This window comes from Bdellovibrio sp. HM001 (assembly GCF_055397275.1).
The window spans coordinates 46,958-68,048 of the sequence record NZ_AP029174.1 but is presented as its reverse complement, the minus strand read 5'-3'; the positions used below and the strand labels follow the sequence as shown (position 1 = coordinate 68,048).

Annotated in this window: 19 protein-coding genes; 4 read left to right on the top strand and 15 right to left on the bottom strand. The window is 48.8% G+C overall.

The window, feature by feature from the left end; all coding sequences use genetic code 11:
- Nucleotides 1-56: 56 nt before the first annotated feature.
- Together ACZ5ZZ_RS00340 and ACZ5ZZ_RS00335 are read right to left on the bottom strand one after the other, a co-directional pair.
- Nucleotides 57-365: a hypothetical protein gene (locus ACZ5ZZ_RS00340; protein WP_347359458.1), complete on the bottom strand. Its 309-nt coding sequence runs from the start codon at nucleotides 363-365 to the stop codon at nucleotides 57-59.
- A gap of 26 nt (nucleotides 366-391) precedes the next feature.
- Complete coding sequence (locus ACZ5ZZ_RS00335; RefSeq protein WP_464132671.1) at nucleotides 392-3,277, bottom strand: tetratricopeptide repeat protein; 2,886 nt, start codon at nucleotides 3,275-3,277, stop codon at nucleotides 392-394.
- Nucleotides 3,278-3,537: 260 nt separating this feature from the next.
- Here ACZ5ZZ_RS00335 and ACZ5ZZ_RS00330 point away from each other — a divergent pair, with 260 nt between their 5' ends.
- Nucleotides 3,538-3,936 (top strand): hypothetical protein, encoded by a 399-nt coding sequence (locus ACZ5ZZ_RS00330; protein WP_464119232.1) that lies wholly within the window; start codon nucleotides 3,538-3,540, stop codon nucleotides 3,934-3,936.
- Nucleotides 3,937-4,144: 208 nt separating this feature from the next.
- On the opposite strand, the gene murA is transcribed toward ACZ5ZZ_RS00330, so the two are convergent.
- The 4 genes from murA to ACZ5ZZ_RS00310 form a co-directional block, all read right to left on the bottom strand.
- The gene (gene murA / locus ACZ5ZZ_RS00325) at nucleotides 4,145-5,398 is read right to left on the bottom strand and encodes a UDP-N-acetylglucosamine 1-carboxyvinyltransferase (RefSeq protein ID WP_464119230.1); all 1,254 of its coding nucleotides are present in this window, start codon (nucleotides 5,396-5,398) and stop codon (nucleotides 4,145-4,147) included.
- Complete coding sequence (prmC, locus tag ACZ5ZZ_RS00320; RefSeq protein ID WP_464119229.1) at nucleotides 5,391-6,272, bottom strand: peptide chain release factor N(5)-glutamine methyltransferase; 882 nt, start codon at nucleotides 6,270-6,272, stop codon at nucleotides 5,391-5,393. Before prmC ends, murA begins: the two co-directional genes overlap by 8 nt.
- Before the next feature lie 3 nt (nucleotides 6,273-6,275).
- A complete protein-coding gene (prfA, locus tag ACZ5ZZ_RS00315) occupies nucleotides 6,276-7,349 on the bottom strand; it encodes a peptide chain release factor 1 (protein ID WP_464132667.1) in 1,074 nt (357 codons plus the stop codon).
- A 114-nt stretch (nucleotides 7,350-7,463) separates the two neighbouring features.
- Nucleotides 7,464-7,709 (bottom strand): type B 50S ribosomal protein L31, encoded by a 246-nt coding sequence (locus ACZ5ZZ_RS00310; RefSeq protein WP_063205867.1) that lies wholly within the window; start codon nucleotides 7,707-7,709, stop codon nucleotides 7,464-7,466.
- Between the two features lie 332 nt (nucleotides 7,710-8,041).
- Between ACZ5ZZ_RS00310 and ACZ5ZZ_RS00305 the strand changes: the two genes are divergently transcribed.
- Nucleotides 8,042-8,470 carry a hypothetical protein gene (locus ACZ5ZZ_RS00305; RefSeq protein WP_464132665.1) on the top strand — a complete coding sequence of 143 codons (429 nt, stop codon included), beginning with the start codon at nucleotides 8,042-8,044 and terminating at the stop codon, nucleotides 8,468-8,470.
- Nucleotides 8,471-8,544: 74 nt separating this feature from the next.
- On the opposite strand, the gene rho is transcribed toward ACZ5ZZ_RS00305, so the two are convergent.
- Nucleotides 8,545-10,314 carry a transcription termination factor Rho gene (gene rho, locus ACZ5ZZ_RS00300; protein ID WP_464140735.1) on the bottom strand — a complete coding sequence of 590 codons (1,770 nt, stop codon included), beginning with the start codon at nucleotides 10,312-10,314 and terminating at the stop codon, nucleotides 8,545-8,547.
- A 368-nt stretch (nucleotides 10,315-10,682) separates the two neighbouring features.
- On the opposite strand from rho, the gene ACZ5ZZ_RS00295 reads away from it, so the two are divergent.
- On the top strand, nucleotides 10,683-11,051 hold the full coding sequence (locus ACZ5ZZ_RS00295) for a PilZ domain-containing protein (RefSeq protein WP_464132661.1): 369 nt from the start codon (nucleotides 10,683-10,685) through the stop codon (nucleotides 11,049-11,051).
- A 74-nt stretch (nucleotides 11,052-11,125) separates the two neighbouring features.
- Here ACZ5ZZ_RS00295 and ACZ5ZZ_RS00290 read toward each other — a convergent pair whose 3' ends face one another.
- The 6 genes from ACZ5ZZ_RS00290 to gatC all read right to left on the bottom strand — a co-directional run bounded on the left by ACZ5ZZ_RS00290 (nucleotide 11,126) and on the right by gatC (nucleotide 17,150).
- Complete coding sequence (locus ACZ5ZZ_RS00290) at nucleotides 11,126-12,487, bottom strand: LPXTG cell wall anchor domain-containing protein (RefSeq protein ID WP_464132658.1); 1,362 nt, start codon at nucleotides 12,485-12,487, stop codon at nucleotides 11,126-11,128.
- A 114-nt stretch (nucleotides 12,488-12,601) separates the two neighbouring features.
- Nucleotides 12,602-13,069 carry a DUF192 domain-containing protein gene (locus ACZ5ZZ_RS00285; protein WP_464132656.1) on the bottom strand — a complete coding sequence of 156 codons (468 nt, stop codon included), beginning with the start codon at nucleotides 13,067-13,069 and terminating at the stop codon, nucleotides 12,602-12,604.
- Entirely contained in the window at nucleotides 13,035-13,949 is a 915-nt protein-coding gene (locus ACZ5ZZ_RS00280; protein ID WP_464132652.1) for a Ppx/GppA phosphatase family protein, read from the bottom strand. The genes ACZ5ZZ_RS00285 and ACZ5ZZ_RS00280 overlap by 35 nt, the downstream gene beginning before the upstream one ends.
- Nucleotides 13,950-13,961: 12 nt before the next feature.
- Complete coding sequence (gene gatB / locus ACZ5ZZ_RS00275; protein ID WP_464132651.1) at nucleotides 13,962-15,395, bottom strand: Asp-tRNA(Asn)/Glu-tRNA(Gln) amidotransferase subunit GatB; 1,434 nt, start codon at nucleotides 15,393-15,395, stop codon at nucleotides 13,962-13,964.
- On the bottom strand, nucleotides 15,385-16,860 hold the full coding sequence (gene gatA, locus ACZ5ZZ_RS00270; RefSeq protein ID WP_464132648.1) for an Asp-tRNA(Asn)/Glu-tRNA(Gln) amidotransferase subunit GatA: 1,476 nt from the start codon (nucleotides 16,858-16,860) through the stop codon (nucleotides 15,385-15,387). The genes gatB and gatA overlap by 11 nt, the downstream gene beginning before the upstream one ends.
- An 8-nt stretch (nucleotides 16,861-16,868) precedes the next feature.
- Entirely contained in the window at nucleotides 16,869-17,150 is a 282-nt protein-coding gene (gatC, locus tag ACZ5ZZ_RS00265) for an Asp-tRNA(Asn)/Glu-tRNA(Gln) amidotransferase subunit GatC (RefSeq protein WP_464119218.1), read from the bottom strand.
- A gap of 113 nt (nucleotides 17,151-17,263) precedes the next feature.
- On the opposite strand from gatC, the gene ligA reads away from it, so the two are divergent.
- Nucleotides 17,264-19,261 (top strand): NAD-dependent DNA ligase LigA, encoded by a 1,998-nt coding sequence (gene ligA, locus ACZ5ZZ_RS00260; protein ID WP_464132646.1) that lies wholly within the window; start codon nucleotides 17,264-17,266, stop codon nucleotides 19,259-19,261.
- Between the two features lie 72 nt (nucleotides 19,262-19,333).
- Here the strand turns inward: ligA and ACZ5ZZ_RS00255 are convergent, their stop codons facing one another.
- On the bottom strand, nucleotides 19,334-19,528 hold the full coding sequence (locus ACZ5ZZ_RS00255) for a histone-like protein (RefSeq protein WP_011162677.1): 195 nt from the start codon (nucleotides 19,526-19,528) through the stop codon (nucleotides 19,334-19,336).
- A gap of 88 nt (nucleotides 19,529-19,616) precedes the next feature.
- A complete protein-coding gene (locus tag ACZ5ZZ_RS00250) occupies nucleotides 19,617-21,083 on the bottom strand; it encodes a metallophosphoesterase (protein ID WP_464140732.1) in 1,467 nt (488 codons plus the stop codon).
- Nucleotides 21,084-21,091 lie beyond the last annotated feature (8 nt).

The following is a 21,091-nucleotide window of genomic DNA, read 5'->3' as shown; positions in this document are numbered from 1 at the left end:
GAGCGAGGACAATGCCCGACAACGCAGTCGATCGGGCACTTTTCACCAGCCGGCCATTAAGGGGCAACAAGTATATACATTCTTAGCAACATCACGACAAGGACGCAGATCAGGTCAAAAATTAAAATCTGACCGATGCTCCAGTTCGCCAGAATCTTCATCAGCGCAGCAACAACCACAACCATTACGAACAACAAGGCGAATGTGCCATAGCCCATCAGCTCTTGTCCGATCAGCGCCAAGGTCAAACCCAGAACAAGCCCGGTCACCAAGCGCAGTAAAATATGAAACAGTGAGATTGTGGATGACTTAACACCCTCTTGAGCGCTGCTTGCCAGCCCCCGCATTTTGTCGCCGATTCCCATGGCTTAGATTCCTCCGTTGTCCGTCCTTAGTTGCCAAGTCTCATCATTTTCGCTTCTATTTCAGCACGATCTAATGCGTTTGGCGAGAGTCCCAAATATTTATTATAAGCTTGCGCCGCAGAGCGAGTATCGCCCTTCATCTCATAGATGGCACCCTGTTCACGATAGATTTCGGCATAACCACTTTCCCGGGCGGAGGCCAGGGCAAGCATGTCCTCTGCCACATCCAGGGAGCCGGACTGACGATAACACTGGGCTGACTTGACATAGATGTCCGCCCCTTGAGGACGAAGCTTCATGGCCGTGGAATACTCGGCCGCACACTCCGCATACTGACGACGTGCTGTAAATACTTCGGCCGCCAGAATGTAAGAATCTGCCACATTGGGATTTAATTTCTTTTCAGCCTTCGCCGCCTCCAAGGCCGTGGCAAAATCCCCCGATGAAAAAGCCGCCTTACCAATATAGTAGTGCGTTCGCGGATAGTTTGGATTCAACCTTTGAACACGTTTGAATTGCTGGATGGCTTCCTCGAAACGACTGGTTTCCAGATACAATTTCCCGGCCTGGAACAAAGCTTCCCCATCGGTAGGGTCCAAAACCGCCGCACTTAAGAAGGCCTTCAAAGCCCGGTCATTTAAGCCCAGGGCCTTTTCACTTTCACCCAACCCCAGCCACGCTTTTTTGCTGCGAGGATCGGCTTCGGTGGCGCGCTCATAAATCTCTTTCGCCTGGCTGTAACGGTCTTCTGACTTGTAAACTTCTGCTAGAGCGATTCGGTAGTCCATAGTGTAGGAGAATCGTTTGATCAGCTCGTTCAGATAGGTGATTCCCGAATCCACCCCATTGGTCTGCGCCAGCATCTTGGCATAGGTGATTTGTGCTTCAGGGTTGGTGGCATCAATTTCCACTGCCTTGGTCGCATAACGAATGGCATCTTTGGCGGCGTTTTCCTTGCGCTCAATTTCTTTTTTATTAATAGGAACTATCGACCGTGCCAGCAATCCGTTGGCTTTGGATAAAAGAATGAAAGTCTCAATATCCCCATCATAGGCTTTCGCTGCACGCAGGGCATAGTTGATGGTCCCCACCATATTGTTTTTACGGAACTCCAGCTGCGCTAATCCCCTCAGAACTTCATAGTTGTTCGGCGCAATCCGCATGGCATTGGTCAGAATCTGCAAAGCCCCGACAAAGTCAAAACGTTGGGACATGTAATCGGCCTGCAAGACATAGGCTGATACCAACTTTGGTTCCGCCTTGATGGATTTGTTCAGCCACTCGATGGCCTCAAAACTTTGATTCAGTTGCCACAGGGCTTTGGCTGCCTTCATTGCGGCGGTTCCGTTTTTCGGGTCCGCTTCAAATGCCGCTTTGAATTCAGCCTGCGCCGCCAGGAAGTCCCCTTGGCGCACGTACTGATCCCCCAAATACAGCAGTTCATTGTTTCGGCCTTTTTCACCTTTGATCTTGTCACTACCACCCAGACGAATCACCAATTGGCGAAGTTCGCCGTTATTGGGATTTAACGCAAAGGCCTTCTGGGCAATATCCAGGGCTTTCTTTTTCTCTCCGCGCAGAACGAAGATTTCTGCCAAGGCACCATAACCTTCGGCTTCGATCAACGACGGAATGCGACCTTTCGATTCCAATGCCGCGTTCAGAAGAGCGTAGGCCGTATCGGATTTTTTAAAGCCTTTATACTCCACCAAACCAGCAGCCACTTTGGCTTCCTTGTGTTTGGGGTTTTTTGCCAGCACATTGCGAAGGATGGTCGCCGATGATGTAAAGTCACCTTGCTGGTAAAGGACTTCCGCCAGTGCCACCTGGGGATCCAGCCATTTTTCCCAAAGCTGAGTGGCCTTTTCAAAATAGGGGACGGCATTCATATAGTCTTTTTCACCCGCCAGAAGCTCAGCTTTAAAGCTGTACAAAACAGGCAACAGCGAGAAAGGTTCTGAACTTTCCAAAGTGGCTTCAATGGCTCCTTTGGCTTCCTTGTAACGTCCCGCCGTCATCAGCTTCACAGCTTCACAGACTTGTCCGAACGGACTGATCACATTCAAGGCCCGCGTGGCCTGAGTCACCGACGCTATCGTACGGACATCCTGTGCGTCCTGAACCGCAAAAGGCCACAGCTCATAATACACCACGCACAACAAAGCACGCACCTCGATGTTCATCGGCGCACCTTCGATAATGCTCACCAGTTTATTCTGAGCCGATACGTAAGATTCAAACGTGTCCTGCTCCATTGCAAAAAGGGCTTCGTTCAATTTTTCTTTCACAGCCTGATCCGACAAAGCCGAACCTGCTTTTCCAGGAGCTAACAGGTGAATCTTCGAACCATCCGCCGGCCCCGTATCCCACAACAACCACACGCCCAGCACAATAACCACAGCCAGAATCAGAGCGGGGATCTTGAGAGATTTTTGCAGCTCTCCTTTTTCCATGTTCTTCACATTGGAAAGCTCAATAACGGATTCTTTGTCCCCACCGGAGGGCACAGAGGCAATCTTTGCTGCCGGAGGAACGTAAGCCGGGGTGTCCAACACATCAATTTGCTGCAAAAGCGGCTTTGGATTCGGTGAGGGATTGATACTGTGTTCTGTGCTGGTTTCTGTTTTCGGTTTTGCAGGCTTCGGAGCCTGAATGATGACCGTTTCCGCTTCCATCTTCTGGGCTTTTTTGGGATCGACATCAACGATGCCTTCCAAAGCCTCCAGAAGTTTGTCATAGAAGGCTGGTTCCTTGGAAATTAACGTCCACTGACCATCAGGCAAGCGCGAGATCATCTCCTGACCGGAAAACACACCCTCACCAATCATGCGAAGAATGGCTTCCGTCGAGTAAGGTCCCTTGACCTGACCCTTCCTAGTTTTAACAACCCAAGTTACCTGTATGCGTGACATAGACACTTGATTATATTGTGGTTTTTAACAAAGAACTATGTCCCCGAAAGGACCGTCTAAAGGTCTGTGCTTTAGTCAAGGAACTGGTTCCAGAATAGAACCTAAAACCCATAATGGAATTACCCCTGGTTCCGAATTGAGATTGGCGACCTCTTTAATCGGATCTCAAATCGAATTTAAGGCACTTTGGCGACTGTCTCATATTGGCACAGCCTTTGCTGTATAAGACATCGTTAGATCGTGATTTGGGGAGTTTAATAGTGATCCGAAACGCATTGATAGCAGTTTACATCTTGGTAGTTCTCGCGATTTCCGCAGTGGCTCGCGCGGGTGTACTTCCAAACAATGCATTAGGTGAAGAGGCCGGTGTTTCCGACCTTCAAAATTATAACTTCAAAACTCACACTGGCGAAGTTGTGGCTTTGGCTGACGGCACCCTTGTTTTGGCAATGGCTGATCAGCAGACTTTCTTCGTATTGAAGTCACAGTTCGACCTAACACCTTATATTGGTTCTAAAGTTATGATGAGCGGTATTGAACTTGAGCATCAACTTGCTCCCAACTTCGAACTTGAAACTGTGGACCCCCTCCCTGGTTTCGGTTTTGGGAACAAAACGGTCGTCTTCTTTGTGTTTGGTATCAGCGAAGCTACTTTGTAGTTTCATGTCATTAAGTCTCAGCCCCATCCCCTCCGCGGGCTGAGACTGTTCTTTTTTCTCTTAAAAAGGCCTACGGATCCCCCTCCTTGTAGGCCTTTTTCTTTTTTAAAATACCACTAGAAAACTTCGGATCTCCTTGATTGATTCAAGGAGCTTAGAGTTACTGTCGCTGAAAAAACAAAAGCCCTGATTTCTCAGGGCTTTTTTATTATTCAATTCTTTTGATCTTCGCACCCAGAGAAGACAGCTTGTCTTCCAGCTTTTCGTATCCGCGATCCAGGTGATAGATGCGGCTGACAACAGTCTCTCCCGAAGCCACAAGGCCCGCAAGAACCAACGAGGCACTGGCACGCAAGTCGGTGGCCATCACCGGTGCTCCCGTCAATTGACCCGGTCTGCCACGCACAACAGCTACGCGGGTTTTCGGAGTGATATCTGCACCCAACCGAGAAAGCTCCGTCACGTGCATGAAGCGATTTTCAAAGACCGTTTCAGTGATCACACTGGTTCCGTGAGCCACAGTCATCAAAGCCATGAACTGCGCCTGAAGATCTGTCGGGAACAGCGGGTGAGGAGCTGTCGTCACATCCACAGCTTCCCATTTTTCACATGGGAATACTGTCATGGAATCAGCCGTTGTTTCGATTTTGAAACCTGCTTCACGCATTTTCAAAATCAAAGCTTCCAAATGAGCCGGCACACACTTGGTCACAGTCACTTGACCTTTCGTGATCGCGCCTGCAATCAACAGGGTTCCTGCTTCAATACGATCAGGCATGATGGCGTGTTTTGCGGGCTTTAGTTGCTCAACACCTTCGATGCGAATCACGCTGGTTCCATGGCCTGTGATCTTTGCGCCCATTTTGTTCAGGTACTCAGCAAGATCCACGATCTCTGGCTCTTTCGCAGCATTTTCAAGAATGGTCACGCCCTTTGCCAAAGTCGCCGCCATCATCACGTTTTCGGTTCCGCCGACAGTCACTGTTTCAAACAGGAATGTCGAACCTTGAAGCTTCGGAGATCCTGCATGAACGTAACCTTCTTTTTGCGTGATAGTGGCACCCAACGCTTTGAAACCATCCAAGTGCAAATCAATGGGACGACTTCCGATGGCACATCCACCCGGCTGGGAAACAACCGCCTCACCGTATTTGGCCAACATGGGGCCCATACACAGGAAACTTGCGCGCATTTTGCGAACTAGATCATAAGATGCTTCAAAGGAAGAGGGTTTGTTCACGGTTACGTGAAATTCGTCGCCCACCCATTTTGTCTCACAACCCAGGCTGTTCAGTAACTCAGAAGTGGATTCGATATCCTTTAGCTTCGGCATGTTTGTGAAAACGTGTGTGCCTTCTGCCAGAAGAGTTGAAAATAGAATTGGAAGAGCAGCGTTCTTCGCACCACTCGTCGCGACAGTACCTTTTAGTGGGCCATTGCCCGTAACGACCATTTTATCCATGTGTTTCTCCGCGGATGACTCTATCATGCCCAGAAAGATCTTTGATGACACTGATTTCGTTAAATATTTTTAAGCTTTCAAAGGACTGCTTCATCGCCGCCCCCTGGCCCATTCCCATTTCCATCAGCATCAATCCGGGTTTCTTCAGGTAGGGGGCAAAAGCTGCCGACCATGCCTTTAATAGTGCCAAACCATCTTCTTCCGCATAAAGCGCGGAATTGGGTTCATATTTCTTTACGTTTTCTTCAACTTGGGGGTCATTGGGAGCAATGTAAGGCGGGTTGGAAACCAAAACGTCAATCTGGTCTTTGCCAGTGAAGTCCCTGTAAGCCGACATAATTCTATCCACATTGCTGGCATCACAGTTCAGGAACTGAACCCGGTCTGCCACACCCAGGGCTTCAGCGTTTCTTTGCGCTGTTTCCACGGCTCCGGCAGAAAGATCCACGGCGACAAGTTTTGCCAGCGGATATTCCTTTAAAAGACTCAACCCAATGCAACCCGAGCCACAGCCAAGATCGACAAAACCCCAGGGTTGATCCTTATCTTGCGCCCACGCCAGAACATCTTCCACAATATGCTCTGTTTCCGGGCGCGGAATCAGGACGTTTGAGTTCACTTCAAAACGGTGGCCGAAAAAATCACGATAGCCCAAAATATAAGCCACGGGCTCTCCGGCCGCGCGACGGCGAACCAATTCACGCAAGACGGCCAGCTCTTCTTCTTTCATGGGCTGATCAAATCGCAGATACAATTGAATGCGTTCCAGCTTCAGCCCGTGGGCCAAAAGCAGTTCCGCATCCAAACGTGGAGTATCGATTTTTTTATCTTTGAAGAAAGCTGTGGTTTTATCGAGTATTTCTTTTAGTTTCATTCATTAAGCAGAGACTTGTTTTTTAAGTGCCTCTGCCTGGAAGTTAGCAATGAGTGGATCAATCAGCAACTCAAATGAACCGCTCATCACCTGATCCAACTGGTGGATCGTCAAACCAATACGATGATCCGTGATGCGAGTCTGCGGGAAATTGTAAGTGCGAATGCGCTCTGAACGATCCCCGGTCCCGATTTGCTCCAAACGAACGTCGGATGCTTCTTTGCGGGCTTTTTCGTCTTCGATCTGCTGCAATTTTGCGTAAAGGATCTGGAAAGCACGCTCACGGTTGGTGGATTGTGACTTTCCTTCCTGACATTTTACGTCGATCCCGGTCGGCAAGTGCACGACGCGAACTGCGGATTCCGTTCTATTTACCGACTGACCGCCGGAGCCTTGGGAACGCATGGTTTCAATGCGAACATCAGACATCGGGATCTTGATTTCAGAAACTTCCACCTCTGGAATCACCGCTACAGTGACAGTGGAGGTGTGGATACGGCCCGCAGCTTCGGTCTTTGGAACACGCTGCACGCGATGAACACCGGATTCATACTTCATTTTACTGAAAACAGAATCCCCGGTGATGCTGGCGATAATCTCTTTCGCTCCTCCGGCGTTACCTTCAGAGAAAGAAATCATTTCCACCTTCCAGCCCTGGGAAGCGGCATAGTGAACATAGCCACGGAAAAGTTCATCAGCAAAAAGGGCTGCTTCGTCCCCGCCGGCACCCGCACGAATCTCAAGAATCGTATTCTTGTCATCGTTTGGATCTTTCGGGATCAATGCCACCTTCAACTGGTGCTCAAGCTCTGGAAGCTCGGCTTCCAGCTCTTTCACTTCCTCGCGGATCAGCTCGCGCATTTCTGAGTCTTGTTCTGCCGTCAGAAGTTCTTTGCTGGCTTTCAGATTTTCAGTCTTCTTTTTATAGTCGCGATAAACCAGAACAATCTTTTCCAGATTGCCCAGTTCCTTCATCAAAGCCCGATACTGCGTCTGATTAGAGGCAATATCCGGTCTTTGAAGAGCCATATTGACTTCTTCGTAACGAGATTCAACTGCGTCTAACTTCGAGAACATGAAGAGCTCCTGCTCATGCTGAGATGGAAAATGACTGTGGCTGAAAACGAAAATGCGGCTCGAACTTTGAACCGCATTTCATACAAGAACGTCCCCCGAACGGAGGTCTGAAATTTACTTCTTGCCGTAACGTTTTTTGAAACGATCGATACGACCTTCAGTATCCATCACACGTTGCTTACCAGTGAAGAACGGGTGAGATGCAGAAGAGATCTCAACTTTGATTAGTGGATATTCTTTACCGTCTTCCCATTTAACAGTTTCGTTAGAGTGAAGAGTAGATGTTCCCAAGAAACTGAAGTCGCAAGAGATATCTTTAAATACAACAGTATTTACTTTTGGGTGTAGGTTTTGTTTCATGACCTGATTCCTTCTAAATAATTTAACCTATGGGTCTTAAGCTGTAAGGATGTAACATACTGACCACCCTGTGTCGAGCATAAATCGCTGATTTTATTGGCATCTTCAGAGGCCCACAGGGGGTCTGGTAGTTTTAATAAAACTTAGATATTTCAAGCACTTAATTAACCTATTTCCCGAGTTTAATAGGATTATCGTGTTTTTCGAGACAGGGCAAATCAGGACCTTGGAACCACGAGGGTCGCCCTTGTATTTTACCTCAAAGCCCCGGGGATCGTTGAGCTCCACCTCCGAAGCCACCTACTCTTGATGGACCTACAAGGAGGTATTCCATGAAGTTTTTGGTCCCGTTCGCGGCCGTCCTGACCCTGTCTCATGTGGCTTCAGCAGAAAGCATCTACTGCACCTTCACTGAACCTTTTATTTCTGTGTCCTATAATTCTGATACAAATAAAGTCAAAGTCGAGTCCCCGGATCAGGGAACCCTGGAGGTCCCAGGCAAAGTGACTTTTGATAAAGGTGGCATCATCACAATCACCAGCGAAGGCATCAGCCACCGACTTGTGATAGACACCACCAAAGAAGGCTCTGATGGCATGTCTGATTTCGTCTATCCTTTTGAAGGCGTGATTGATGACAGCCTCTATGGCGGCTGCGAAACAGACGCTTTAAAAAAGACCGAACCCACTCCGGAACCTCAGCCTCAACCGGAACCGCAACCCGAACCAGAGCCAGAACCAGAACCCCAACCTAATCCTTAAAAACAAAAAGGGAGTCTTGCGACTCCCTTTTTTCTTCAATTTTCCAATCTCTAATTTCCAGGGCTAAGCAATGCTTAGCCTGGTCCGGACATGGCTTTCAAGAAGTCCGTATTGGTTTTTGTGCCTTCCACTTTGTCGATCAGGAATTCCATCGCATCGACAACGTTCATAGGTGCCAATACTTTTCTCAGGATCCACAGACGATTCAGATCAGCTTTATCAACCAACAAATCTTCCTTACGAGTGCCGGACTTATTGATGTCCATGCAAGGGAAGATACGTTTTTCCATCAGCTTGCGATCCAAGTGGATCTCGGCGTTACCAGTACCTTTAAACTCCTCGAAGATAACCTCGTCCATACGGGAACCCGTATCGATCAAAGCTGTCGCGATAATAGTCAAAGATCCGCCTTCTTCGATGTTACGAGCCGCACCGAAGAAACGTTTTGGTTTATGAAGGGCGTTGGAATCCACACCACCAGACAGGATTTTACCGGATGGAGGAACAACGGTGTTGTATGCACGCGCCAGACGAGTGATGGAATCCAGCAGGATCACCACGTCGTGTTTGTGCTCAACCAGACGTTTTGCTTTTTCAATAACCATCTCTGCAACCTGAACGTGACGAGTTGGTGGCTCATCGAACGTGGACGATACAACTTCACCTTTTACAGTACGTTGCATGTCAGTCACCTCTTCCGGACGCTCATCGATCAGAAGAACGATCAATTTTACTTCCGGATGATTGTGCGTGATCGCATTGGCAATTTGTTGCATCAAAACAGTTTTACCTGTTCTTGGTGGCGCCACGATCAAAGCACGCTGACCTTTACCCAGCGGAGCCATCAGATCCACAACACGCGTTGTGTATTCGCCAGGGCTGTGTTCCAGCTTCAGGCGCTCGTTTGGATAAAGCGGCGTTAAGTTGTCGAAAAGGATTTTGTCCTTGCCGTTTTCAGTGGTCTCGAAGTTCAAAGAGTCCACTTTCAATAGTGCAAAGTAACGTTCGCCATCTTTTGGTGGGCGGACAGTTCCTGTGACCGTGTCACCGGTTCTTAGGCCGAAGCGACGGATCTGGGATGGAGAAACGTAGATATCATCCGGACCCGGAAGATAGTTGTAGTCCGGTGAACGAAGGAAGCCGTAACCGTCGGGAAGGATTTCCAGAACGCCAGAACCATAAATGTCCTGACCCAGTTTCGCGGCACGTTTCAGAATTTCGAAGATCATATCCTGACGGCGAAGACCGGCAGCGTTTTCGATTTTCAGTTTATTTGCAAGCTCTGTCAGCTGCGTGATGTTTTTTGATTTCAAGTCCTTGGAGGACAACCAGCTCTTTTCCTCATCGGTCAAAGAGATGTCGGCCAAATCCACATCCTGCGTTTGTGCCGGTTGTGTGGAGTGAGCGTCGTCAGCCATTGGTTGGCCTTCGTCGCGATTGCGATCGCCTCTGAAGTCGCGGCGTTGATTGGCGTTACGGTCATGACGATGACCCCCGCGATCACCCCTGTCCCCACGGTCGTTGCGGTCGTTGCGATCACCACGATCATTACGATCATTACGATCATTACGATCACGGTTGTCACGATTGTGTGGGCGGAATTCACGGCGTTGATTGTTTTGCTGGGGTCTGTCTTGGCGCGCTTCTGGAGCGGCAGCTTGTTGAGCAGCTGCAGGAGGTGGTGTGGTGGCAGAAGTGGCTGGGGCGGCTGGTGCCGCTTCAACTGCAGGGGCTGGAGATGCCTCTGCAGGAGTCGGAATCGAGGTGTCTTCAGACGCACTCTTTGTTGTACGAGTACGTTTTTTTACCACCTCAACGCCTTGTTGATCTTTAGGTTCAGACAAACAAATTCTCCTTGTAGGATTTTAATCAGAAAAAAGAGCGATAATTAAATGGGAGCAGATCCGATTGGATTTGTGCTTACGTTATGAACACACTGTCCTAGAGGCGCCCCCTGCTTGTCAACCGGAAAACCTGTTCCAAACTGAAACGAAGGCCTCAGAAAACAGAAATATGTTCATGATGTCTTAAGCTTAGACGATTTTTCAGTTTTATAAAAATGAAGCTATTTCAGGTGTTTAAATATGAGCCTGAGACGTCCAGTTTTCAAAAAATTAACCTAATTTTTTAAAAATGGGGTTCTTGGGCTATTAATTTTTGGTTTGTAATACCGAAAGGATAGTATCCAAGATTTAAGCACAAGGAGTCTAACGTGGAGGACACTTATAAAGTTCCGGCACCAAGAACCCCTCTTAACCTAGAGGTCTCTTTCAAGCGTAATTACGCGCGCGAAGAAACTAAAGGCACGCTTAAGAATATCAGCATCACTGGAGCCTTTTTGGAGTTTGAGGGCGGAGAAGTTCGCGCCAATGAAAAATTAAACCTGGTCATCGTCGTGGCCGGTCGTGAAAGAAAAATCGCGGCCCATGTCATCTGGACCAACTCCGTGGGGGTCGGCGTAAAGTTTATGCCGGTCAATAACCGCGATGTTCAGATTGTGGACGACCTGATCTATTTCGTGGAGAACTCACGCAACGACCGTCGTTCCGTGATGGATACTATCTTCAAAAAAGTCGGCTGATCACAAAGTCACAGATACAAAAACAAAAAGAGCGAGTATGAACTCGCTCTTTTTTATTTTCCACCGACCCCGGATTAAGTTCCGACGTGAGTGTTGTCCATAGCTTGTTGTTCAAGCTCTTTTTGTTTTCTTTTCTTTCTCATCACAATCAGCACAGCCAAACCTGCCGCTGCCAGACCCACAACAGCCAAAGCCATTGTTGTGTCATTATCCATTCCCGTTGGGGCCTCTTCGGCCACTTGTGGAGCCGGAGGATTGATGGCTTCAACCGGTGGTGGTGGTGGAGGTGCCATTTCCTGAGCCATATCCGGTGGCGGAGGCGGAGGCGCCATTTCGCCAGCCTGATCCATTGGAGGTGGAGGCGGGATGTCCATCTGCGCCTGCTGCGCCATTGGATCTTCAGGCATTGGTGGAGCTGGAATCTCTTCCTGCATTGCAGGCGGAGCCTGCTCTGGCATCGCTGCCGCTACTTCCTGATGCTGCTGAGGAGCTGGAGCGGCCGGAGCTGCGGCCACTGCGCCACCTCTCCAGTAACGAAGTTCTGTTCCTTCTGCGATCTCACCTTTGGAATCAACAGAGTTGGAAGCCCAAACTTCTTTCCACGCATTATCATAACCCAGAAGAGTCTTGGAAATTTTTCTGATATTGTCGCCAGCTTTTGCCACATATGTTTCAGGAGCCAGTCCGTTGTCTTCATAGTAAGTGATCATACGGGCCGAATCATCCGGACGGTGTGGGGAGTTGTAGTAAACTTTGTCTCCGGCGCGCACATCGCGTGAATGATAAGTGGGGTTTCCTTTTTTCAGCTCAGCTCTTTTATCCGTACCGTAGATCATCTGGCTGATGCTCTTAAGCGTGTCGCCAGGACGGGCAAAGTAAACTGTATTAAACCAAGTGCCGCCGGCTTTCCATGGCGTCGTTGCCACTTTCTGCAAAGGAACGTTGGCTTTTTTCGGAGCTTCCGAAGGGGCTGAATCAACAACTGTTGTGGAGGAATCACTGACTGAGGAGCTTTCAAACACTGAACTGGATGTTTCAGACTGAGCTACAGATGTGGAAGTTTCAACAGGTTCTGGAGTTGTGGCTGTTGTTGTGGTTGATTCCGCGAAAGGATCTGCCGGAAGAGTTTCTGTCGTTGTTGCAACATCTGTTTGTTCCGTTGTCGCCTCACTGTCGGCAACCGTAGTTTCAGTTGTTGTGGTCGTGGTTTCCGTCGTGGTGGTTGTTTCACCCAAAGCGTCTTCAGGAAGTTGATCACTGGCCAGGGAATCATCGCCCGCGATCTCAAGAGCCTCGTCACCTTCCAGCTTCTCAAGGTCAGCAGAGTCAAAATCAGCAGCTACTTCAGAGTCTGCTTGGCTATCCTTAGACGTACAGCTTGTTACTTGGAATGCCAGACCGAGGCACGCTAGTAAGACAACGAGTTTTTTCATCATGTATTCATCCTTGATTGATGCCACGAAACATACTGTTTCAGTTAAGCGTTATTAACAATCTAATGCACAAGATCGAAGGCTTGCAAATACTAAGAAATTCACTGGACTTTCGATCTAGTGAATTTTCAGTTTCGATCCCAGCTTTATCTTATTCTTATCGAACCAACCTGCGTTCATTTCAAGTGCGTACTTTGCTGGTTGTGCGCTGGCATAAGAAGGCAGAGCCGAGTCCGGGACACCTTTGCCAGATTTCATCTCCTTGATATCTATCAGTTTCATTTCTGCATCGAAGTAGCCAATAGACAAATCAATCAGGGTGTTCTTCATCCAGAAAAAACGTGTCTCAGTGTTCTTAAAGATGAAGAGCATTCCTTCATCTTCCCCCATTTTGGTCCTGAACATCAAACCGCGTTCGTGCTGATCCGGAGTCTCCGCCACTTCTACGACAAAGGTCTTGCCACCCAAAGAGATTTTCTTTTTGGAAAAATCCTTGGCAAAAGCTGACGGCATTATAAGGACAACAAGCAGACTGACCTTCGCGAAAAAATTAACGAGACCTAAGCATTTCAAGCGCCACGCCATAACGAACTCCTTTGGTGGATACCATCATCCCGTCCAGGCCCAGGGCCTCGACGACAGCCAGTAAGATGGAAGCCCCCGCAAAAATAATATCAGCTCGTCCACCGAGTTGATACTTGGTCTTTTTTTCTTCGACTGTGGTACGGGCAAACTCTTCCACCCAGTGATGCAGACGATCTTTCTTTAAGAAGTATCCATCCACTTTGGCCTCGTCAAAACCGCCCACCTCAATAGCCACCAGAGATGTCGGAGTTCCGGCCACAGCAATAATTTGATCAATGTTGTGCTTTTCCAGCTCGGGAAGAACTGTCTTCAGCTGTTCCTGAATATATGCTTCCAGGCGACGGCGATCGTCTTCCTTCACTGGTTGAGCGCTGATAAACTTCTCTGTCAGTCGCACGCCACCGATATCTAGGCTTTCCCCGAAAAGAATGTCCGAGGCCTTGCCCACAATCAGTTCTGTTGAGCCGCCCCCCACGTCCACCACCAAAGATGTCAGTTGAGGATTTTTGGCGCCTGCGGTGGCCCCTTGATAGGTGATACGGGCTTCATCTTCGCCAGGGATGATCTCAATCGGAATGCCCAGCTCTTCACCAATACGGAAGAGCTCCTGACCGTTGCGCGCATCACGTGCGGCTGATGTCGCCATCGCCAGAACCTGATCAACTCTTTCAGCGTCAATTTCCTTCTTGAATTCCGTCAGACACTTTCGCGCCCTTGCCAAGGCATCAGGATGAAACTCGCCCGTTTGACCAACACCTTGACCTAAACGCACCACCTGAACAAGATCCCGATGCACTTTGCGAATACCGTTTTCATCACCATCAGCAATCAGACACAAAAATGTGTTCGTTCCCAGATCAAGAGCAGCAACCTTCTTCATTCCTTTTCCTATCTACTTTAACTTTTCCTGCAGAATCTTATTAACCATATCCGGATTTGCCTGCCCCTTGGAAGCCTTCATAACGGCCCCCACGAAGAAACCAAAAAGATTCTTCTTTTTGCCCGAACGGTGGTCCTCCACCACCTGAGGGTTGGCTGCCAGAACTTCATCGACAATCTTTTCAATGGCCGCCGGATCAGAAATCTGCACCAGACCTTTTTCTTTAATCACAACTTCAGGGTCTTTGCCGGTATCCCACATTTCCTGAAAGACAGTCTTGGCTATCTTTCCAGAGATAGTTCCTTTATCAATCAACGCAATCATGCGCCCCAACTGGGCTGGCTTGATCGGGGAGTCCTTGATGCTTTTCCCGGCGCTGTTGAGCTCACGCATCAGCTCCGTCATAATCCAATTTGACGAAGCTTTAAAGTTCTTCGCTTCCCTGGCGGTTTCTTCATAATAGTCCGCCACATCTTTTTCCATGGTCAGAACCGAGGCGTCGTAGGCCGGCAGGGCATGTTCCGTTTCAAATCTTTTGGCCCTTGCAATTGGCAACTCGGGAAGCTCCTGACGGAATTTTTCAATCATGCCGTCTGTCACGATGATTGGCAGCAGATCCGGATCTGCAAAATATCGATAGTCTTGAGCATCCTCTTTACTGCGCATCGAGAACGTCCGGTTCTTATCCGGGTCCCACAAGCGGGTCTCCTGCACGATCTTTTCCCCGCGTTCAACCTCATCAATCTGCCTTTCAATTTCATATTCGATGGCTTTTTCAACGAAGCGGAACGAGTTGATATTCTTAATCTCGACACGAGTCCCAAGCTGCGGATCGCCGATCTTGCGTACGGAAACGTTGCAGTCACAGCGCAACGATCCTTCCTCAAGATTTCCGTCGCAGACATCCAGATAGCGAACTATCTGACGAATGGTGCGTGCGTATTCGGCGGCTTCCGCCGGTGATCTGATATCAGGCCCGGAAACCACCTCCAACAAGGGAATGCCCGAGCGGTTGTAATTGATCAGTGTGTATTCACCAAAGTGTGTGGATTTGCCCGCATCTTCTTCCATGTGCGCACGCGTGATGGAAACGGTTTTTTCCTTCCCATCAACCGTGAATGTCACAGAACCATTTTCACAGAGCGGCAGATCATATTGAGAAATTTGATACCCTTTGGGTAAGTCCGGGTAGAAATAGTTCTTGCGGGCAAAAACAGATTTTCTTCTGATGTCACAGCCCAAAGCCAAACCCGTTTTTATGGAGTACTCAATCGCCTTGGAATTAACGACAGGCAAAGTTCCCGGCATTCCCACACTGACGGGAGAGGTATTTTCATTATCCCCAGCCTCAAAAGAAGTGGAGTCACCACAGAACATTTTTGTTTTTGTGCTGAGCTGAACGTGAATCTCTATGCCGATGACGGCTTCATAACCTCTATACGACATGGGGATTTTTACCTTTCACCGGCGAAGCGCCTTCTAAAGCATAAGCCACATTCAGCATCTTCTGCTCCTCGAAATGCGCCGCCGTCAGTTGCACACCGATCGGCAGCCCCTCTTTGGACATTCCAAAGGGAACACTCATCCCCGGAAGTCCCGCCAAATTTGTGGAGGTGGTAAAGATGTCATTCAAATACATCGTCAAAGGGTCCGAAATGCGCTCGCCCAGCTTAAATGCCGGCGCCGTGGTGACCGGACTTAGAATCACATCACATTGTTTGAAGGCAGACTGATATTCTTCCAGTAACAAACGGCGAACCTGACCCGCCTTGGTGTAATAAGCATCATAGTAACCACTGGACAGGCAGTAGGTCCCCAGCATAATTCGACGCTTTACTTCGGCGCCGAAACCCTGCCCGCGTGTTTGGCTGTAAAACTCTGCCAGATCAACTGACGACAGATTTTTAAATTCGGCTCTGAATCCGTACTTGACCCCGTCGTATCGGGACAGATTCGAAGACGCTTCGCTGGCTGCCACAAGATAGTAAACTGGGACCGCATACTCGGCCAGTGGCAAAGACACTTCAACAATTTCAGCACCGAGTTTTTTAAGCTCAGTGACGGCGTTTTCCACAGTTTTTTGCACATCAGAGTCCAGACCCTGGGCGGATAAATATTCTTTGACCAGCCCGACCTTTAAGCCCTTCATATTGGCATTGAGGTTGTGACTCCAGGCGGGTACGGCTTTCTGAGAAGTGGTGCCATCCTGCGCATCAAAACCTGAAATCACTTCAAGAGTCAGGGCCGCATCTTTGACCGTGCTGACCATGGGGCCGGCCTGGTCCAATGAAGACGCATAGGCGATGATGCCATAACGACTGACACGGCCATAAGTGGGCTTCACACCCACAATGCCGCAAAAGCTGGCGGGTTGGCGAATCGATCCGCCGGTGTCAGTGCCTAGTGTGCCCGCCACTAAGCGCGCCGCCTGTGCCGCCGCAGAACCACCCGATGATCCTCCTGGAACTCTTTCCAGATCCCATGGATTTCTGACAGCTCCATGAAAAGACGTTTCATTGGAGGACCCCATGGCAAACTCATCCTGATTCAATTTTCCCAGAACAACGGCACCAGCAGTTTTTAACCGAGCCACCGCCGTGGCATCATATGGCGGCACAAAGTTTTCCAGCATCTTAGAACCCGCTGTCGTTTTAAGTCCTTTGGTGCAAAACATTTCTTTGATACCAAAAGGAACTCCCGCAAGAACGCCCGCATCTTCACCTTTGGCGATGCGCGCATCAAGAAGTTCGGCTTCTTTCAATGCATTTTCATTCAGCGAGGTGAAGGCGTTGAGTTTTCCATTCAGCGAATCGATGCGATTTTGAAAGTGCGTTGTGACTTCTTTGGCGCTGATCTGTTTGCTCTTCACAGCCTCGGCAATCTCGGACAGGGTGGCAAAAGTTAAATCCATAACGTTCCTTAAACTACCGGTGGCACTTGGAAAAGGTTTCCTGATTTTGCCGGCGCGTTGTTTGTCATCTCTTCGGCAGAGAAGTCCTGTTTTACGACGTCTTCCCGCCAATAGGATTCAATTTCTGTGGGTGTAATCAGGGGCTCAACACCGGCTGTGTTGACCTTGGATATCTTTTCAAAATGCCCTAGGGCTTTCGCCAGCTGGGTGCTGTATTCCAGCGCCTCCTGTTCAGTCACATGAAGTCGGGCCAGTTTGGCAATATGCTCAATGGTTTCTTTATCGATCATTTGAAAAACTCCTTGAGATGGCACATACAAGCTATCTTAAACGGCAACACACGTCACTCTTGGGACGTGCAATTTCTTGGTGACTGGACCTTCAATCATGGTACAAAGAGGGCATGTCCAAGAAACGCCACGAAGAGCTTAAGAAGATCATCTCCGAACACGACCATAGCTATCATGTTCTTGATAAGCCCACCATTACGGATTTTGAATACGACAAACTCTTTTCCGAGCTGTTAGAGCTTGAGAAAACAGAGAAAGGTCTGGACCTGGCGGATTCTCCCTCTCAACGAGTGGGTGGAAGCATTTTAGAGGGGTTTGAAAAAGCCCCGCATCGTCTGCCCATGCTTTCTTTGGCGAATAGTTATTCCCCCGAGGACATCTTTGATTTTGATGAACGCATAAAAAAATTTCTCAATACCGACGAGCCCATAGAATACCTCTGCGAACTGAAATTCGATGGACTGTCCATGGAGCTGATCTATGAAAATGGTCACTTCGTCAGGGCGATCACACGCGGTGATGGTTCCGTAGGCGAAGACGTCACCCAGAACATCAAAACCATCAAAAGTATTCCATTAAAATTACGTCATAAAGATCCGCCGGCTCTTTTTGAGGTTCGCGGAGAGGTTCTGATGTTCAAGCAGGACTTTGCCAAGCTCAATGAAATGCAGCAGGAGAATGGCCAGCAGACGTTTGCCAATCCTCGCAACGCCGCCGCGGGAACAGTTCGTCAATTGGACTCAAAAATTGCAGCCTCCCGTCCTTTGCGGTTCTTTGGATATGCCCTGGGAGCCACCGATGGGGTTGCTTTTGAAACACAAAAAGAGATCCAAGAGTACTTCGCTGCACACGGCATACCGACAACTCTGAAATACAAGGAAGACCTTCTGCGGGTTGCAAAAGGACCTGAAGAGGTGGTCGAGTACTATCACCACATCGAGAAGGTTCGGCCCGCTCTGCCTTTTGATATCGATGGCGTCGTTATCAAGGTCAACTCTCTGAGATTGCAAGAGGACTTGGGACTTGTCGCACGCAGCCCTCGATGGGCCACGGCCGCCAAGTTTAAACCTGAACAGGCTTTGACGACCATTGAAAATATCGTGGTGCAAGTTGGTCGCACAGGGGCGCTGACCCCCGTGGCGATCATGAAGCCCGTCAAAGTCGGCGGCGTCACCATCACCAACGCCACCTTACACAATCAAGACGAGATCACCCGTAAAGATATTCACATCGGGGACACGGTGGTTATCCAACGTGCCGGGGATGTCATCCCTGAAGTCGTCGAGGTTGTGAAGGACAAACGCCCCAAGGGAAGCACGCTGTTCTTGATTCCTGAAAATTGTCCTGCCTGCGGCTCCAAGGCGGTGAAGGCCGAGGGTGAGGTCGTTACCCGCTGTGTGAATCCACTTTGTATCGCCATGGTCAAAGAATCACTGAAACACTTTGTGGCTCGACGTGCGATGAATATCGACAAAGTCGGTGACCGTTTGATTGAGACTCTGGTCGATAATAAACTGCTTTCCAGCTTTTCAGACTTCTATCGCCTGTCCAAAGAAAACATCCTGTCTTTGGATCGCCAGGGCGATAAGTCCGCAGAGAACATCATCAAATCCATCGAAGCCAGCAAACATCCAACACTGGCACGATTCATCTTTGCCCTGGGAATTCGTTTCGTCGGAGAGCAGACCGGAAAACATCTGGCCGATCACTTCCTGACTATTGAAAAGTTCCTTGGCGCCAGTGAGGAAGAGCTGCTTCTGGTGCCAGAGATCGGCCCTAAAGTGGCAAAGTCCATTCGTGATTGGACCTCCAATCAACGTTTGGTGGATGATGTCCATGCCATGATCAAGTTGGGAGTGAAGATCGCAGAACCCCTGCGCTCTCAAGAGGGGGCTTTGTCCGGAATGAGCTTCCTGATCACTGGAACGTTGCCCGTGAAGCGGGATGATGCCAAAGACCTGATTGAAAAGAATGGCGGAAAGATTCTCAGCTCTGTTTCCTCTAAGCTGAACTACTTGGTGGTGGGTGATGATCCCGGCTCTAAAGTTGAAAAAGCTCAAACTCTGGGCGTAAAAATCATCTCTTGGGACGACTTGCAGAAAATGATCTAAGCACCAAAAAACAAAAACCCACGGTTACAAGCCGTGGGTTTTATAAGCGCCTTGCAAAGGCTTTTGACCGAATTAAAGGTGGTCAATAACGATGTCGCGAGCCATTACAGTCTTACGACCGTCAGCTTTCGCGCTCTCAACACCTTTTAGGCAAAGTTGCTCAATTGCCTTACTGAGTACGTCGATAGTCTCAGCAGATGTGTTCATTTGACCTTTTTCTTTGATAAGTTTTTTTACTTTGCTTGTAACTACAAGTACTTCTGCCATGATATACCTCTCCATCCATGTTAAAACGAACAATAAAAGGTTTGCATAGGGTCCTGGGATTGACAATATGAAATCTTCTTGCGCCGCACTAATTTATAGAGCGGCCCGGGTTCAATAAGAGCTCTGACTTGCCATCGACGAACTTGAAAAGCTCTGCCTGCCTTGTCCCACTTTCACCTGGGGATATCCATACAAAAGTTTTTTGATCCAATGGCTTTGTACATTCAACATCCAGGAATGCGGGTGACCAGCAGCCACTATTTAAGTGTTCGACCGAACCGATGATCTCATGCCGGGTGTGGTGTGTGTGTCCATAAACTATTCGATTCACCTTGGTGATTGCACTGGTCATTGCCAGCACACGGTCGTCGGGCTCTTTGTACCCAGAAACCAAAGATGTAACTGACTTACTATAAAACAAGAAGAATGGCAGAAGCAGAAACAACGGAATGAAAGCCCAGAAGAAGGAGATTTCATAGATTGAACGAACAACCACCATCAGCTGAAAGATCAGATAGAACGCGACAAAAATAATAAACGCTCGATCCAGCCACAGCTCTCTGGCCAATAAAAAGGGATTGCTGGCAGCCGGGGCCACAAAGAGTTCTTTCAGTTCGCGAACCATCCGCGGCTCTGCATTTGCTTTTTCAGCAATGAAGGCCACTCGATCTTCGATCTTCAGCGGATTACGTATCGGGGCCGCCAGGCGATCAAAGAACGAATGCAGCAAAGTCACCACCGAACCCCAGAACCACGTCAACACCAGGCCGGGTTGAGCCCGCAACATATACTTTAGGAAGAAGCGAATATACTCCGGAATCGACATGATGTAGTTGCTGTCCACGTGGGGGTTAAAAAATCCCATACCATTCATTAGATAACGGCAGGCCAGATTTCCGAATGGGAGCTTGAGCGACACAAAGTTATAACCCCGAACATAAGGATTGATCGGGTCTTCACACATGCAATACGGATCGTATTGATTGCCATGCTCAATCAAGGTGTCCTGGTTGCTGATGTAGAACCATTCCACAAAACGCACCTGCATCTTTTTGTCTTCTGGCAAAGCCAAGTGCTTATAAACTTCCGCCTGCACTTCCGTGAAATGCAACTCGAGGTCATGATTGCCAATAACAAACACAGCCCGATTCCCACGCAAAATAAATTCCCGTAAAGCACGAACCCACTCGGCGTGATCTTGCAGAATGACTTCAATTTTGTAACGGGACCGCTCTTCGATCGGGAAAAGTCCCCGATGCTTCTCCAGCCAGCTCATGTGGAACACGGGTTCATCAGGCAGCTTTAATACACTGTCAAAGTCGAAAATATCCCCATTCAGCACCAGCTCCACCGGAGCCCCCTGAGCCCGTTCTTCGCAATGCTTTAGGAAAGACTCAAAGACATCGTCAAAGAAAAACTGACGTGTCTTAAACTTCTTCCACAGAGGAAAACGCAGGTTGACCGGTTCGGCTTCGCACAAATGCAGATCACTGATGATTGCCGTATGCGAGGCTGTTTTAAAATCAGGAAAGGGTCTTGAAAAAAAAGTGGGCAAAGCTGCCT